Source organism: Mycolicibacterium phocaicum (assembly GCF_010731115.1).
GTDB classification, from domain to species: Bacteria; Actinomycetota; Actinomycetes; order Mycobacteriales; family Mycobacteriaceae; genus Mycobacterium; species Mycobacterium phocaicum.
Genome location: NZ_AP022616.1, coordinates 4,407,994 through 4,423,460, shown reverse-complemented (window position 1 = coordinate 4,423,460; position 15,467 = coordinate 4,407,994). Strand labels below are relative to the sequence as shown.

Below are 15,467 nucleotides of genomic sequence, written 5' to 3'. Positions count from 1 at the left end.
CATGCCATTCGCGACCCGCCGTACTGCCGCCCTGACCCTCGCCGGACTGGCGATCGCCACAACCGCCGGCGTCGCCGGCTGCGGTTCCGACGACACCAAGCCCGAGAGCCGCCAGGTCACCGTCGTCGGCAACGGCAAGGTCCAGGGCACGCCGGACACCCTCAACGTCACCGCGTCCATCGAGGCGACCGCGCCCGACGTCACCGCCGCGATGAACCAGACCAGCAGCCGTCAGCAAGCCGTGATCGACGCGCTGAGCGGTGCCGGCATCGACAAGAAGGACATCGCCACCAAGCAGGTCGAGCTGCAGCCCGACTACCGCGACTCCGTCATCACCGGATACCGGGCCAGCAACACCATCGACATCAAGATCCGCAAGCTCGACACCGCGTCACAGGTGCTGGCGAAGATCGTCACCGCCGGTGGCAATGCCACGCGCATCAGCAACGTCGCCTACTCGATCGACGACGACTCGCAGCTGGTGAAAGACGCCCGCACGCATGCCTTCGACGACGCCAAGGCCCGCGCCCAGCAGTACGCGCAGCTGTCCGGGCTGAGCCTGGGCAAGGTGGTCTCCATCTCCGAGGCCACCGGCGGCACCACCCCGACGCCCATGCCGGCCCCGCGGATGGCGATGGCCGAAGCCGTGCCGCTGTCCCCCGGTCAGCAGACCGTCAGCTTCTCGGTGACGGTGATCTGGGAGCTGGGTTAGCCGGCCGCTGCGATTTCGACCGGAATCCCGTTCAGCACGGCGGTACCGGACAGCCGGTCCAGGTGGGTGCCGTCGTTGAGCTGGTTGACGTTGACGCCCGGATGGCTGCTCGCGAGCTGCTGACCGGTGCCGCCGCGGTTGTGGCCCCAGCCGTGCGGCAGCGACACCACGCCGCGGCGCATCACGTCCGTCACCTCGATCGGGGCGAGCAGTTCACCGCCCGGACCCTTGATGATGGCGACGTCGGTGAGGCCCAGATCGGCGGCGTCGTCGGGGTGAATCTGCAGCGTGCAGCGATTGGAGCCACCCGACAGCGCGGGCAGGTTGTGCATCCAGCTGTTGTTGGAGCGCAGGTGGCGACGGCCGATGAGCAGGAAGCCGCCGGCCGAGCGGCTCAGCGCCTCTTGTAGCCGCGCCACGTCGGCGACGATCGGTTCGGGCGCGAGTTCGATTCGCCCACTGGGGGTTCGGAGTACCTCGGGGATTCTCGGCTGCATTGCGCCCAGATCGATGCCGTGCGGATTGGCCTTGAGCTTCTCGAGGGTGAGGCCCTCGGGCTTGGCGCCGAACGCGTCACCGTAGGGCCCGAGCCGCAGCATCATGTCGAGCCGGCGCTCATAGCCGGGACCCGCGGGCAGCATGCCGGTCAGTTCGTCGACATCGCGTCCGGCGACCGGCGAATCGGGGTCCTGCGTCTCCTTGGCCAGCGTCATCGCGATCACCTGCGCGTCGACCAGCGCGGGATCTGCTTGTGCCCCAAGGCCGGACAGGATCAAGGCAACCCGCGACAGAATCGCCGCCTCGTCCGGCCGGTCGGCCGGCGGCAGCACCGGCGGCGAGTAGCGCACGTTGTTGCGCACCGCGAGGTTGTTCAGCAGGACATCGAAATGCGGACTCTGCGAGGGCGGGGGCGGCGGCAGGATGACGTCGGCGTGCCGCGTCGTCTCGTTGAGATAGGGGTCGACGGACAGCATGAATTCCACACTGTCCAAGGCCTTGTCGAGCCGGTCGCCGTCCGGCGCGGACAGCACGGGGTTGCCCGCGATGGTGATCATCGCCTTGATCTGCCCATCGCCCGCGGTGTCGATCTCCTCGGCGAGTGCGGTGGCCGGCAACTCGGACATCACCTCGGGGTAGCCGGACACCCGGCTGGCCCACCGGCCCGTCCGGAATCCTCGGCCGGGTTTGGGGGGCCGCGGCGCCGGGACCGCCGCGCCGAGCGGGAACATCACGCCGCCGGGCCGGTCCAGGTTGCCGGTGAGGACGTTGATGACGTCGACCAGCCAGCTGCCGATGGTGCCGAATTCGACTGTGGAGGTGCCGATCCGGCCGTACACGGCCGCCGTCGGCGCTGCCGCGAGCTCGCGGGCCAGTTCGCGGATCTCGTCGGCGCCGACACCACAGGCCTGTTCGACGGCGTCGGGCGCGAAGTCGGCGGCGAGCGCGCGCACCTGCTCGACGCCGATGACGTGGTCGGCATTCGCGCCGAGATCGACAAGACCTTCGTCGAACAGGACGTGCACGACGGCCAGCAGCAGCGCCGCGTCGGTCCCCGGACGCGGCGCCAGGTGCCGGTCGGCGAGCTTGGCGGTCTGGGTGCGCGCCGGGTCGATCACCACGAGCTTGCCGCCGCGCTTCTTGAGCGCCCGCAGCTTGCCGGGGAAGTCGGCGGCGGTGGTCACGCTGCCGTTGGACACCAGCGGATTCGCGCCGATGATCACGAGGTGGTCGGCGCGGTCGAGGTCGGGCACCGCGAACGCGCCCGGGCTGCCGAACATCAGGCCCAGCGCAACGTGTTTGGGCATCTGGTCGAGGGTGCTGGCACTGAACACCTGGCGGGTGCCCAAGGCTTTGAGGATCAGCGGGGCATACAGCGCGCCCGCGATGGTGTGCGCATTCGGATTGCCGAGGTACACCCCGACCGACGCGCCGCCGTGAGCGGCGATCACCGCGCCGAGCCGCTCGGCGACGACGGCATAGGCCTCGTCCCAGGTCGCCTCGGTGAGCACGCCGTCGCGGCGCACGAGCGGGCCGACGAGGCGGTCGGGATCGTTGTCGAGCTCGCCGAAGCTGGCGCCCTTGGGGCAGATGAACCCCGCGCTGAAGACGTCGTCGTGGTCACCGCGCGCGGCCGTGACGCGGCCGTCGTCGATGGTGAGGGTCAGGCCGCAGGTGGCTTCGCAGAAGGGGCAGATCCGGAGCGCGGTTTCCATGCCCCGGATTGTGCTCCGTCTAGTGCGCTTCGTACACCTTCGGATCGAGCGTGCCGATGTACGGCAGGTCGCGGTAGCGCTCGTCGTAGTCCAGGCCGTAGCCGACGACGAACTCGTCGGGGATGTCGAAGCCGATGTGCGCGACGTCGATGTCGGCGCGCATGGCGTCGGGCTTGCGCAGCAGCGTGCACACCCGCAGCGAGCGCGGGCCGCGCGTCGCCAGGTTGCGCAGCAGCCACGACAGCGTCAGGCCGGAGTCGATGATGTCCTCGACGATCAGCACGTCGCGGCCGCTGATGTCGCGGTCGAGGTCCTTGAGGATGCGCACGACGCCCGACGACGAGGTCGACGACCCGTAGGAGCTGACCGCCATGAATTCCAGCTGCGTCGGCAGCGGGATCGCGCGGGCCAGGTCGGTGACGAACATGACCGCACCCTTGAGCACGGTGATCAGCAGGAGGTCCTGGTCGCCGGAGTCGGCGCGGTAGTCCTCGGCGATGAGCGCGGCCATCTCGGCGATGCGCGCCTGAACCTGCTCCTGAGACAGGAGAACCGACTTGATGTCACCCGGATACAGCTCCACGGCAACAGCGTGCCACGTTGCCTCGCCGAGTACCAAGACCGTCCCGCTCGGCGGTCGCTCACACCGGCTGGGCAGCGGCGGTGAGCAGTCCGGCGCGTCGCGTGACGATCAGGCGCTGGTACCGCAGCGGGGAGCTGACGGCCGCGCCGCCCTGCCCGTGCCAGTCCCCCACGAGCGCATCGACGGCGCGCAGCTGGACGTCGGTGAGCATGGTGGCCCCGACGCTCAGCAGCCAGCCGCGGATCACCCGGCGACGCAGTGCGGCCGGGAGATCCTCGAGCCCGGCGACGGTCAGGCCGTCATCGGTACGCAGGGCAGCCAGGTGCCCGGCCGCCAGCGCGTCGAGGGCGTCGTTGTCCTCCCGCAGCGCCGCGGCGGTCCGGGCCAGCGCGGGCGCGACGCCGCCGGCCAACACGTCCTCCAGCAGCGGCAGCACCTCGGTGCGCAGCCGGACCCGGGTGTAGCGCGGGTCGGTGTTGTGCGGGTCGCGCCATGGCGCGAGCCCCAGCTCGGCGCAGGCGGCTTCGGTGTCGGCGCGTCGCACCTCGAGCAGCGGCCGTCCCCACGGCGGGTCCCAAAGTCGCATCCCGGCAATGGATCTCGGGCCCGAACCGCGCCCCAGCCCGAGCAGTACCGTCTCGGCCTGGTCGTCGAGGGTGTGCGCGAGCAACACCGCAGCACCCCCGCGGGCGGCGTCCAATGCCGCGTAGCGCGCGGCGCGGGCCGCGGCCTCCGGGCCGCCCTCGGTACCGACAGCCACGGAGATCACTTGCGCGGCAACACAACCCAGCTGCCGGGCCTGTGCCGCCGCAGTGGCGGCCACCTCGGCCGATCCGGTTTGCAGGCCGTGGTCGACGATCAACGCGGTGGTCGGTTTGAGCGCGGCCGCGACGGCCGTCAGCGCCAGCGAGTCGGCGCCACCGGAGAGCCCGACACACCACCGGTCGGCCGGATACCGGCGTGCGAAGGCGGTGACAGCCGCGCGCAGCGGTGTCAGAGCACTCGATCGATCCATCGCCGCGGCTCGTCGATTTCGGTTGGCAGCGGCAGGGTTTCGGCGTCGGTCCAGATCGCGTTGAACCGCTTCATACCGACCGTCGACACCACCTCGTCGACAAACTTCTTACCGCGGGTGTACTGGGCGATCTTGGCGTCGACCCCGAGCAGGGCGCGGACAATCCGTTGCAGTGGAGACTGTTTGCGGTGCCGGCGCTCGTCGAACCGGCTGCGGATGGTGGCCACCGACGGCACCACCGCCGGGCCGACGGCGTCCATCACGTGGTCGGCGTGGCCTTCCAGCAGCGTCCCCAGCACCAGCAGCTGATCCAGCGCACGCTGCTGCTCGTCGGACTGCATGATCCGCATGATGCCCAGGATGCCCTGCGAATTCGCGTCGGCCTCGCCGTCTCGCTGCGCCCGCACGTACTCGGCCAGCCGGCCGACGATGTCGCCGGCGTCCAGCCCGGACTCGTCGGTCAGCACCGCCAGCGCCTGCGACATGTGCTCGGTGAGCCACGGGTTGGCCCGGAACTGCACGCGGTGCGTCACCTCGTGCAGGCACACCCACAGCCGGAAGTCGGCGGGTTCGACCTTCAATTGCCGTTCTGCGGCAAGCACATTCGGGGCGACCAGCAACAGCTCGCCGCCATTGCCGGCGAAGGGGTCGTACTGCCCGAGGATGCCCGACGACACGAACGCCAGTACCGCGCCCGTCTGCGCGCCGGTGACCCGGCCGGCCAGCTTCGCGGCCAGGCCTGTGGGGCTTGTGGTTTCGCCACCGGTCATCACCCGCATGGACTCGGTGGCGGCGCGCACCCAGTCCTGCCGGTCGATGACGCGGGCTTCGGGCACCTCGGCGCCCTCGTTGAGCAGCGTCACCTCCCGCACCGGGAGCTCGGCCCGGCGGGCCGAATCGGCGAGCTGCGCGCGCACCTGGTTACGGGTGTAGTCGGTGGTCGCCGGTTCCGGGCGGGTCAGCTTTGCCCCGACCGTGGCGGCGAAGCCCCAGTCGACGGCCTTGCCGACGGTCGGCTTCCGGCTCACGTGCCGCACCCGCAGGACCGGAACGCCGCGGCGAGGGCGTCCAGCGCGGTGCGTCCTTCCGGACCGGCGTTGTTGGAGATGAGCGCGAAGGTCAGGACCCGTCCGCTCTGGTCGGTGACGATGCCCGCCAGCGCGTTGGTGCCGGTCAGCGAACCGGTCTTGGCACGCAGGTATCCGGCCGACGAGGTGTCGGCGTAGCGGTTCCACAACGTGCCGCTGCCGCCGGCGATCGGCAGCACGTCGAGTAGCGGGCGCAGGCGGGGCTCGCTGGTGCCGGCCGCGGCGTTGACGACGTCGTCGAGGACCGTCGCGGTGAGCCGGTCGTTGACCGACAGGCCGCTGGCGTCGAACAGCGTCGCACCCGAGGTGGTCAATCCCGCCTTCGCCAGCTGGCCGAGGACGGCACGTACGCCGCCGTCGAAACTCTGCGGCTGGTTCACCGCGGCGGCGACCTCACGGCCGATCGACTCGGCCATCACGTTGTCGGAGGCGCCCATCATCTCGCGCAGGCGCTCGATCAGCGGCGGGGATTGCACCGCGGCGAGCTGCTGGCCACCGGCGGGGGTGGTGCGGAGTGTCACGTTGGCGGGGTCGACCCGCAGGGCCGACGCCAGAGCGCGGCCGGCGTCGAGCGCCGGCGTCGTCGAGCGCCTGGACTCGACGGTGGTGGGCTGGATGCGACCGGCGTCGACCATCACCGACTGGATCGGGGCCCAGTCGCCGCCGTCGATGTCGGCGACGTCCCAGCCCGGCGCCATCGTCGGGCCGGAGTAGAGGCTGATGTCGACCTGAATTGCCCTCGGGGAGACGCCGGCCTTCCGGACCTGGTCGGCCAGGTCGGAGATCCGGGCCGCGTCGCCGTACCAGGTGTCGGTGCCCGGCGGCGCCGCCGACAGCGTCGGGTCGCCGCCGCCCTTGAGCACCACGACGCCCGGGGTGTCGCCCGACACGACCGTGGTGGTCAGCCGGGCGTTGCGGTCGAGGGTCAGCAGCGCCGCGGCCGCAGTCAGGGTCTTGTTGGTGGAGGCGGGCTGCAGGGGAATGTTCGCGCCCTGCGCCCACAGCTGGGTGCCGGTGATCGCATCGGTGATCCGTCCCCCGAGCATGCCGAGATTCGGGTTGGCGGCCAGCGGCGCCAATACGGCGGCGAGCTGCGCGGGCACCACTTGCGCGGCGGCGTCGGAAACGGGCTGCACGCCAGGTCGCGGCGAGACGAGCGCGGGTTGCGGCTTGACCGTCGCCCCCGCCGCGGGGACGGCGTCGTGCCGCGTCATCACCGCGGCGGCCGCCACCAGCGCGGCAACCAGCACGAGAACTGCCACACCGATCACCAAGTGGGTCGATCGGCGCCACCGGGTGGGCCGCATGTTGCTCCTGAACTCGTACGGGTCACTCAGCAGGGTATCGCTCGTCTAAGGTGTAGCCCGTCATCAGCACAGAGCTAAGGAGTCTCCCGGTGGAGCACGAAGTCGTCATCGAGATCCCCAAGGGTTCGCGGAACAAGTACGAAGTGGACCACGAGACCGGGCGGGTGAAGCTCGACCGCTACCTCTTCACCCCCATGGGCTACCCCACCGATTACGGGTTCTTCGAGAACACCCTCGGCGAGGACGGCGACCCGCTGGACGCGCTGGTGCTGCTGACCGAGTCGGTCTTCCCGGGCTGCATCGTCGACGCCCGCCCCGTCGCCATGTTCAAGATGACCGACGAAGCCGGCGGCGACGACAAGCTGCTGTGCGTGCCCGCGGGTGACCCGCGCTGGGAGCACATCCAGGACGTCGGCGACATCTCGGAGTTCGAGCTGGACGCCATCAAGCACTTCTTCGTGCACTACAAGGACCTGGAGCCGGGCAAGTTCGTCAAGGCCGCCGACTGGGTCGGTCGCAAAGAGGCCGAAGAAGAACTGGCCCGCTCGATCGCCCGGTTCGAAGAGCAAGAGCACTGATCTTTCGTTTCTTTCGTTTTCACCCGTCCTGACCCGCCGTACCCTGGAGTGCAGCGGCGGGTCAGGAATCGGCGATGGAGTGGTTCACAGCACCCGAATACTGGTTCAGCCGGCTGGTGCTGGAGCGCGGCATCGCCGGCGTCTATCTGATCGCTTTCATCTGCGCCGCAAGGCAATTCCGCGCCCTCCTCGGCGCGCAGGGCATGTTGCCGATTCCGCGGTATCTGTCCGCTGTGTCGTTCCGGCAGGCGCCCAGCATCTTTCACTGGCACTACTCGGACAGGTTCTTCGCGACCGTCGCGTGGTCGGGTGCCGTACTCAGTGCGGCACTGGTCGCGGGCGCCGGCGATCTCGTACCACTGTGGGCGGCGATGCTCACCTGGCTGCTGTTGTGGGTGCTGTACCTGTCGATCGTCAACGTCGGGCAGCGGTGGTACGCCTTCGGCTGGGAGTCGCTGCTGCTGGAAGCCGGCTTCCTCGCGGTGTTCCTCGGCAACGACTCCGTCGCTCCGCCGGTGCTGGTGATCTGGCTGGCACGGTGGCTGGTGTTCCGCACCGAGTTCGGTGCGGGGCTGATCAAACTGCGTGGTGACCGCTGCTGGCGCGATCTGACCTGTCTCTACTACCACCACGAGACCCAGCCCATGCCGGGCCCGCTGAGCTGGTTCTTCCATCACCTGCCCAAGCCGCTGCACCGCATCGAGGTCGCGGTCAACCACGTCACGCAGCTGATAGTTCCGTTCGGGTTGTTCGCGCCGCAGCCCGTTGCCACCGTCGCGGGCGCGATCGTCGTCGTCACTCAACTCTGGCTGGTGATCTCCGGCAACTATGCGTGGCTGAACTGGCTGACGATGGTGTTGGCGTTCAGTGCGATAGCCGGGCCGGTGCCCACCTCCGCCTTGGCCGCCCCGCCGGTCTGGTTCGTGGTGCTCGTCATCGGGTTCAGCGTCCTGGTCGTGGTGCTGAGCTACTGGCCGGTGCGAAATCTGCTGTCGCCGCAGCAACGCATGAACGCGTCGTTCGATCCGTTGCACCTGGTGAACACGTACGGCGCCTTCGGCTCGATCGGCCGCATCCGGCGTGAGGTGGTGATCGAGGGCACTGCCGACTCGGACATCACCGACGAAACCGTATGGCGCGAATACGAATTCAAGGGCAAACCGGGGGCCGTCGGGCGACTGCCGCGTCAGTGGGCGCCCTACCACCTGCGTCTCGACTGGATGATGTGGTTCGCCGCCATCTCACCGACCTACGGCCGCCAGTGGTTCGTCGGCTTGCTGGAGCGCTTGCTGCGCGGCGACGCGGCAACGCTGAAACTGCTGCGGCACAACCCGTTTCCCGATTCGCCGCCCACCTATGTCCGCGCGCAGGTGTTCCGCTACCGCTACTCCACGCCCCGCGAACTGCGGCACGACCACGTGTGGTGGCACCGCAGCCCGGAGGGACAGTACTTCCCGCCCGTTGCGCTACCGAGCTAGCGCGGCCGCTTCGATCCGGCCCGCCAGCATCACGGTCCAGTCCGCGATGAACTCGTCATCGGGGGTGTCCGCCTGCGGGGCGTGAAAGACGACGCGCGTCGCATGCTTGCCCAGCAGCGCGTTGACCCCGACCACCGCGATCCTCCTGGCTTCCCGCAGATCGAGGCCGGGCGCGCAGCCACAGATCCAATCGGCAAGTCCGCTGTAGAGACTGTCGACCAGAGCGGCGTACGCGGCGTTGACGCGGTCCGACTGCTCCGTCGGCGTGCGGGCTACCACCTGCAGGAATTGACTCTCCTGGTTCAGCACGCTCAGCACGTACCGGCCGAGCAGCGTGAGCTCTGTCCGCAGCTCACCTTCGCCGGCGAACAGCGCGCTGATGTCGTGCATCGCGCGGCGCCGATCCAGCTGCCTGTCGATCCCCGCCGCCAGCACGGCCTCTTTGGTTTTGAAGTGGTTGTAGAGGGCGCCGCAACCGGGCACCAGGCCGGCCGCTTTCTCGATCTGAGTGATGCTGGTGGCCTTGTAGCCCTGCTCGCTGAACAGCCGCATGGCCTCGGTGACCAGCCGTTCCTTGGTCGATGTCTGCACTCTTGACCGCCTATAAGAACTGTCATATGTTTCGTACTAGGTCACCATACAACGCTGGGAGGCGCAATGACCGGGAATGTGCCGCGCGGACGCATCCGCCGCACCATGCCGGTCGCCGGCTTCACCGCCCGCGCCGCGGGCGGACGCATGGTCGCGGCCCTACGCGAGAAGGCCGGCAACACCGGCGCCGTCGAACGCTTCCACGAACGCACCGCCGAGCAGTACGCCGAGCTCCTCGGCCACTCCAAGGGCGTATTGATGAAGGCCGGCCAGCTGGTCTCGATGGTCGACGCCAATGCCATCGGCGCCGGCGAACTCTCGCCGTACCAGCGGGCACTGACGCGGCTGCAGGCCGACGCGCCACCGATGGACTCGGCGCTGGCCCGACAGGTCGTCGAGGACGATCTGGGTCGGCCGATCTCCGCCGTCTTCGCGTCGTTCTCCGCCGAACCGATGGCGGCGGCGTCCATCGGACAGGTCCATCGGGCTGTCCTGCACGACGACCGCGACGTCGCGGTGAAGATTCAGTATCCCGGTGTGGCACAAGCCATTCGCGATGACCTGTCGAACACCGAGTTGCTGGCGACGATGTTCCGGTTCGCGGCAGGCGCGGCCGGTGCGCTCGGCGCGTCACTGCCGGACGTGGCGTCGATATCGGCGGAGATCTCCGAACGCATCTCCGAGGAGATCGACTACCGCCGCGAGGCTGCCCACATCGCCGCGTTCTGCGAACTCTGGCGCGACCACCCCCACATTCGCGTCCCCGAACTGGTCGGCGAGGCCTCCGGGGACCGCGTCCTGACCATGACATACCTCGACGGATTGGACTGGGCCGCAGCGCAAGACGCCGACCAGGAGACCAAGAACACCTGGTCGGAGGTGATCGCGCGCTTCGTCACCGGCTCCTACCGGCACGGCCACCTGTTCCACGCCGACCCACACCCCGGCAACTACCGCTTCGGGGCCGACGGGACCGTCGGCTTCGTCGACTTCGGTTGCGCGAAGGTGCTTCCCGAAGGCCAGCGCAGACGCATCGTGAACCTGATGCGCTGCGCGGTCGAGGGACGTCGCGACGACCTGCGGTCGAACATGGTCGAAAGCGGTTTCTTCGCAGCGGATTCGGTGCTGACCGCGGACGACGCCTACCGCTGGTGGGAAGGCATCATCTACGAGATCCTGGCACCGCAGCCGGTGACCTACACCGACGAGGCCTCGCGACGCGCCATCGCCTCGATGCTGGACGTCCGCGACGCCGACCACCCCATGCGGCACATCACGGTGCCCGCCGACTTCGTGTTCTTCTCACGCCTGAACCTGTCGATGAACGCGATCTTCACGGCGTTGAACGCCACGTTCCACGCTCGCGGGATGCTGGACGAAATGGACGGCGTCGCAGCGCCGGTCACCGCATTGGGCCTCGAACACGAGGCGTGGGTTCAGCGCCGCGGCCTACCCCACGGGACGGACGATCATGTCAGCTAACGACGTCACCGCGGCCCGGCTGCCCTGGGACGCCGCCGATCCCTACCCCTTCTACGAAGCCCGGCGGTGCGACGGAGACGTCGTGTGGGACAACGCCGCACAAGGCTGGCTGGTGCTGGGCTACGACGCCGCCCGGCAGGTGCTCGGCGGGTCCGGCTGGACCAGCGATCCGCTGGCCAACCCGGTGGCCCGCGCATCGATGACCATGATGCCGACCGACTTCGCCAAGGCGTCGATGCTCTTCACCGACGGCACCGACCATGACAGGCTGCGCGGCGCGGTCCGAGATGCGTTCACCCGCAGCACGATATCCGGGCTGACCGAAGGTGTGGCGACGATCGCCGCCGAGGTCATCGCGCAGGCGCCGACCGGTGAGCCTTTCGATTTCATGTCGCGGATCGCCTTACCGCTGCCGATCGCGGTCGTCGGTGAATGGCTCGCTCTCGATCCCGGTCACGCGGCGTCGCTGCGCGAACTGTCGCCGGCGATCATCCGGATGCTCGGCACTCTGGCCGACCCCGTCGAGGTCGCCGAGGGATTCGGCGCCGCCGCCGCATTGATGGCGGAATTCCTGCCACTCGCCGCCGATCGACGGGCTCATCCCGGTGACGACCTGTTGAGCTTCATCGCCACCGATCCCGAGCTGTCCCTCGAAGATGTCGTGGTGACCGCCATCCTGATCGCGGTCGCCGGGCATGAGACCACCGCGAATCTTCTTGGCGCAGGGCTGATTCGACTGGTGAACGAACAGGTCGACACCGTCGACGGGGCCGTTGTCACCGAACTGCTGCGACTCGACGGCCCGGTGCAGTCGACGGTGCGGACCGCGACCGAGGACCGACCGTTGGGCGGCGTGGACATCGCCGCCGGCGACAGCGTCGTCGTCGTGGTGGCCGCCGCCAACCGCGACCCAAAGGTGTTCGACAACCCCGACCGGTTCCGATTGGACCGCACCGGCCCCGCTCCCCTGGCCTTCGGGTACGGCGCGCACTACTGCCTGGGTTCGGCGCTGGCCCAGCTGGAATTGACGGTCGCGCTGCGGGAAGTCCTTGCGCGCCAACCCGTTATCCGCGGCGCGGTCACCTGGCGTGACACGCCTGCCATTCGGGGTCCGCAGACGCTGCCGGTGGCGTTCAGCTGATGCGGGTTTTCGTCACCGGCGGGACGGGCGCCATCGGTGTCCACACCGTGCCCGCTCTGGTCGCGGCGGGACATGCCGTCACGGCGTTGGCCCGCAGCGACGAGAAGGCCGCCTGGTTGCAGAGCCAGGGCGCTAGGCCGGTCGCCGTATCGCTGTTCGACCGGCGCGGGCTGGCCGACGCGTTCGCCGGCCACGACGCGGTGGTGAATCTGGCCTCGGCGCTGCCGTCGACCACGGCGTTCATCCGCAAATCCGCGTGGGCGGAATGTGAGAGGGTGCGCACGGAAGGCTCGGCCGCCGTTGTCGACGCCGCTCTGGATGCCGGCGTCCAGCACGTGATCCAAGAGTCCGTCGGCATGATCTACCGCGACGGTGGAACCGACTGGGTCGACGAGAACCAGCCCGTCGACCACTACCCGATCACCCGCGGCAACCACGCCGCCGAGGCCAGCGCCCGGCGGTTCCCCGGTACTGCCACCATTCTTCGATTCGGCGTCTTTTACGGTCCGCACGCCGCGCATAGCGAACAGATCCTCGATATGGCCAAGTGGCACATCGGATTTGTCCCGGGCCGCAGCGACACCTATCTGTCGTCGATCCACGTCGCAGATGCGGCGAGCGCTGTCGTCGCGGCACTCACGACACCGGGTGGCACCTACAACATCGTCGACGACCAGCCACTCACCAAACGCGAATATGCCGAGGCTTGCGCCGCGGCCGTCGGGCGCCGGATCTGGATCAGCGGGCCAGGCCGGCTGGGACTGTTGCTCGGCGACCGGCTCACGTCAATAACCCGGTCACTTCGGTTGAGCAATAAGCGCTTTCGCGATTCTTCCGGCTGGCGTCCCCGCTACCCGAGCGCCATCGAGGGTTACCGCGCGATGGCGCAGCTACGCTGAAACACATTCCGACGGAGCCGATTCGCACCACGGTGTGACGCCGCGGAAGTGGTAGCGGTGCGTGGCCACCCAGCGGTAGACCCACTCTTGGAGCGCGCCGACCCCCGGAATTCCATAGACCCACAACGGCAACCGCGTTCCGAGCGCCGCCGACACCGCCGCATTGGCCGCCTTTGCGCCGCCGAACACGTTGCCGGACGAATCCAGCCACCACACCGATTCCATCAGGTGCTCGGGTGGCACGCCGAGTCGTTCAGCGGTGCCGGGCTTCTGCAGTGGTTCGGTGCGGAGACGGCCGGTTCGATTCATCCGCAGCAACTGGTTTCGTGCGCGGGTACACATCCCGCACTTGCCGTCGAAAAACAGCACTCCGTCCATGACTTCATCATGCGCCGCCGAGCGCTGTCGGAAACCGTGAGTCGCCACACAGGTGGGCTAGGCCGCAGGTTGGATCCGCGCGATGTGGACGTCGCGCGTGAAGATACGCAAGCCCTCCGGTGTCGGTGGCGCCGTTGACGTGTACACCGCTCCCGATGGCGTGGTCAGCGCGATGGTGTGCCGGCCGTACCGGTCATAACTGGCCGCCGCCTGCCAGCCGGGTTCTTCTTTGACGTAATTGCAGTGCTCACACAACCCATCCCCGTTGTGCGCACTGGTCCGCCCCCGCTTGGCGTGCGGGGTGACGTGGTCGATATGCCGAATCCGCGCATTGCAGAACGGGGTCCGACAAATCTGATCCCGCAAACCGATGAACGTCGCGAGCGCCTTCGGAAACGCCCGCGCCCTCGACTCCATCGCCACCAACTTGTTCGTCCCCGGCTGGGCGTACAGGCGCCGCAACGTCGCCCCTACCGTCGCATCGGCCGCCGCGGCCAGCACCATGTCGCGCGCCAGCACCGCCGGAAGAGGCCCGTAGCCGTCCAACTGCGCCGGCGCCTCACCCCCGGTCAGCAGCGTCTCATCCGACATCACCAGGTTCAGTGTCACCGGCACCGGTGTCGCGACCGGATCACGACCCGTGACCCGCCCCACCACCACATCGGCCATCACCTGCGCACGGCTGCGCTCCGAACCCGCCGCCACCGCCGACGCCGCCTCACGAGCCAGCGCCTGGCGCACCAACTGACCTTGGGCCGCCGGCATCAGCACCGTCATCGACATCATGCCGTCAGCGGCCACCCGGAACCGCACATGCCGCGCGGACCGCGCCCGCCTCATCTTCTCCACCACGGTCTGCTGATCCAGCTCACAGGCGATCCGCGCGGCCTCCGCCGACACCTCGGCGTTCCCCAACCCCGCCAGCGGGCCCGGATCCCCACACAACTCGGCATCCAGCAGCCGGCGATCCAACACCGACAGGCACGCCGCCTCTCTGGTGATCAGCTCGGCCCGGTGCTCGGAGAGCACACCCGACTCCAACGCGGCCAGCGTGCACGGCATGTCCGCGACCAGGATGCGGGCCATCGCCATCAACCGCTCACCCCGATGCGGGGACTCGCGCCGCGCCAACCCGATCTCCGAACCCAGCGCGGCCCGCGACACCCGCGGCCCACCCGCCGCGGCCGCCGCCACCCGCCGCGCCTCAAGTGCGGCCGCAATCCGCGCCTGCTCGGCCGCCGCACGCGCCTTCACCCGTTCGAGCTCCGCCATGCGACCCGACAACACCGCCTCATCGGCGTCGGGGCCCACCGCCAGAATATCGAACATGCGTTCGACTCTACCGGATGCGTGTGATACGCGCCAGACCCCAGATAAATGAATTTGCCGCGCTGTAACACGAGGAAATCTGCCCGTACCCTGCAGATTCGATGATGTCCATGTGTTGATGCATCAGGGAATCGGTCTCGACGCGTTCAACGCCATGCCGAAGCAGCGGGCGGTGCACGCACTGTACGAATGCTGCTACAGCGTGCCGCTGGCCGGCAGCCTGGCCGACGGACGCGCCTACGCCGACCACGACCACCTGTTCCGGCGTGCCGACGACCTGCTCTTCGCGCTTGCCGACTCCTCGGTCGACGCGATCCTGCAGGCTTACCCGCAGCTCGGCCGCCGGCCCGGCAGCGCCCGCTCGCAGTTCGAGCAGTGCGCGGTGTGCGACCGCGACCCCGATCTCATGGCGACCCTGACCGCGCACGCCACGACGTACCGGGACCACTTCGGCTTCGACTTCGTGATGTTCGTCGGCGCGATGAGCGCCAACGAAGTGCTGGCCCACATGGCCGACCGCATGCACAACGACCACGAGACCGAGCGCAAGGTGGTCCGTAACGAGCTGGCCCGCATCAACCGGACCCGGCTGGAACGCATGCTCGGGCCTGAAGGCGGCTACAACAACTGGTAACGAAGCCGCCACGGCATGCCCGCCGCCAGGAAGCGTTCC

At 68.9% G+C, this 15,467-nt stretch carries 15 protein-coding genes; 7 read left to right on the top strand and 8 right to left on the bottom strand.

The features are described 5' to 3' along the window. Nucleotide 1 precedes the first annotated feature (1 nt). Nucleotides 2-712, top strand: coding sequence for an SIMPL domain-containing protein (locus G6N46_RS21115; RefSeq protein ID WP_138250905.1), 711 nt, complete (start codon nt 2-4; stop codon nt 710-712). On the opposite strand, the gene G6N46_RS21110 is transcribed toward G6N46_RS21115, so the two are convergent. From G6N46_RS21110 to dacB, 5 genes are read right to left on the bottom strand one after another with little or no spacing between them, the layout of a single operon-like run. Then, nucleotides 709-2,925 (bottom strand): molybdopterin-dependent oxidoreductase, encoded by a 2,217-nt coding sequence (locus G6N46_RS21110; RefSeq protein WP_138250906.1) that lies wholly within the window; start codon nt 2,923-2,925, stop codon nt 709-711. The genes G6N46_RS21115 and G6N46_RS21110 overlap by 4 nt on opposite strands. A 19-nt stretch (nt 2,926-2,944) precedes the next feature. Beyond that, complete coding sequence (gene hpt / locus G6N46_RS21105; RefSeq protein WP_138250907.1) at nt 2,945-3,508, bottom strand: hypoxanthine phosphoribosyltransferase; 564 nt, start codon at nt 3,506-3,508, stop codon at nt 2,945-2,947. A gap of 58 nt (nt 3,509-3,566) precedes the next feature. Further along, nucleotides 3,567-4,523, bottom strand: coding sequence for a tRNA lysidine(34) synthetase TilS (gene tilS, locus G6N46_RS21100; RefSeq protein WP_138250908.1), 957 nt, complete (start codon nt 4,521-4,523; stop codon nt 3,567-3,569). After that, nucleotides 4,502-5,551, bottom strand: a complete 1,050-nt coding sequence (locus G6N46_RS21095; protein WP_138250909.1) for an Rv3626c family coenzyme F420 biosynthesis-associated protein — start codon at nt 5,549-5,551, stop codon at nt 4,502-4,504. The genes tilS and G6N46_RS21095 overlap by 22 nt, the downstream gene beginning before the upstream one ends. Continuing rightward, nucleotides 5,548-6,918 carry a D-alanyl-D-alanine carboxypeptidase/D-alanyl-D-alanine endopeptidase gene (gene dacB / locus G6N46_RS21090; RefSeq protein WP_138250910.1) on the bottom strand — a complete coding sequence of 457 codons (1,371 nt, stop codon included), beginning with the start codon at nt 6,916-6,918 and terminating at the stop codon, nt 5,548-5,550. The genes G6N46_RS21095 and dacB overlap by 4 nt, the downstream gene beginning before the upstream one ends. An 89-nt stretch (nt 6,919-7,007) precedes the next feature. Between dacB and G6N46_RS21085 the strand changes: the two genes are divergently transcribed. Both G6N46_RS21085 and G6N46_RS21080 read left to right on the top strand, forming a co-directional pair. Then, nucleotides 7,008-7,496 carry an inorganic diphosphatase gene (locus G6N46_RS21085; RefSeq protein WP_060999633.1) on the top strand — a complete coding sequence of 163 codons (489 nt, stop codon included), beginning with the start codon at nt 7,008-7,010 and terminating at the stop codon, nt 7,494-7,496. Between the two features lie 74 nt (nt 7,497-7,570). Beyond that, nucleotides 7,571-8,974 (top strand): lipase maturation factor family protein, encoded by a 1,404-nt coding sequence (locus tag G6N46_RS21080; protein WP_138250911.1) that lies wholly within the window; start codon nt 7,571-7,573, stop codon nt 8,972-8,974. On the opposite strand, the gene G6N46_RS21075 is transcribed toward G6N46_RS21080, so the two are convergent. After that, entirely contained in the window at nt 8,963-9,526 is a 564-nt protein-coding gene (locus G6N46_RS21075; protein WP_138250923.1) for a TetR/AcrR family transcriptional regulator, read from the bottom strand. The genes G6N46_RS21080 and G6N46_RS21075 overlap by 12 nt on opposite strands. Before the next feature lie 105 nt (nt 9,527-9,631). On the opposite strand from G6N46_RS21075, the gene G6N46_RS21070 reads away from it, so the two are divergent. The 3 genes from G6N46_RS21070 to G6N46_RS21060 are packed head-to-tail and all read left to right on the top strand — an operon-like array spanning nt 9,632 to nt 13,087. Then, on the top strand, nt 9,632-11,047 hold the full coding sequence (locus G6N46_RS21070; RefSeq protein ID WP_138250912.1) for an ABC1 kinase family protein: 1,416 nt from the start codon (nt 9,632-9,634) through the stop codon (nt 11,045-11,047). Further along, complete coding sequence (locus tag G6N46_RS21065) at nt 11,037-12,188, top strand: cytochrome P450 (RefSeq protein ID WP_138250913.1); 1,152 nt, start codon at nt 11,037-11,039, stop codon at nt 12,186-12,188. Before G6N46_RS21070 ends, G6N46_RS21065 begins: the two co-directional genes overlap by 11 nt. After that, complete coding sequence (locus tag G6N46_RS21060) at nt 12,188-13,087, top strand: NAD-dependent epimerase/dehydratase family protein (protein WP_138250914.1); 900 nt, start codon at nt 12,188-12,190, stop codon at nt 13,085-13,087. The genes G6N46_RS21065 and G6N46_RS21060 overlap by 1 nt, the downstream gene beginning before the upstream one ends. On the opposite strand, the gene G6N46_RS21055 is transcribed toward G6N46_RS21060, so the two are convergent. Next, nucleotides 13,079-13,465, bottom strand: coding sequence for a thiol-disulfide oxidoreductase DCC family protein (locus G6N46_RS21055; RefSeq protein ID WP_138250915.1), 387 nt, complete (start codon nt 13,463-13,465; stop codon nt 13,079-13,081). The two genes, G6N46_RS21060 and G6N46_RS21055, sit on opposite strands and share 9 nt — an antisense overlap. 57 nt (nt 13,466-13,522) lie before the next feature. Continuing rightward, nucleotides 13,523-14,794: an HNH endonuclease gene (locus G6N46_RS21050; protein ID WP_163692932.1), complete on the bottom strand. Its 1,272-nt coding sequence runs from the start codon at nt 14,792-14,794 to the stop codon at nt 13,523-13,525. 112 nt (nt 14,795-14,906) lie between these two features. Between G6N46_RS21050 and G6N46_RS21045 the strand changes: the two genes are divergently transcribed. Next, complete coding sequence (locus tag G6N46_RS21045) at nt 14,907-15,428, top strand: 2-oxo-4-hydroxy-4-carboxy-5-ureidoimidazoline decarboxylase (protein WP_174814074.1); 522 nt, start codon at nt 14,907-14,909, stop codon at nt 15,426-15,428. The last annotated feature ends 39 nt before the right edge of the window (nt 15,429-15,467 follow it).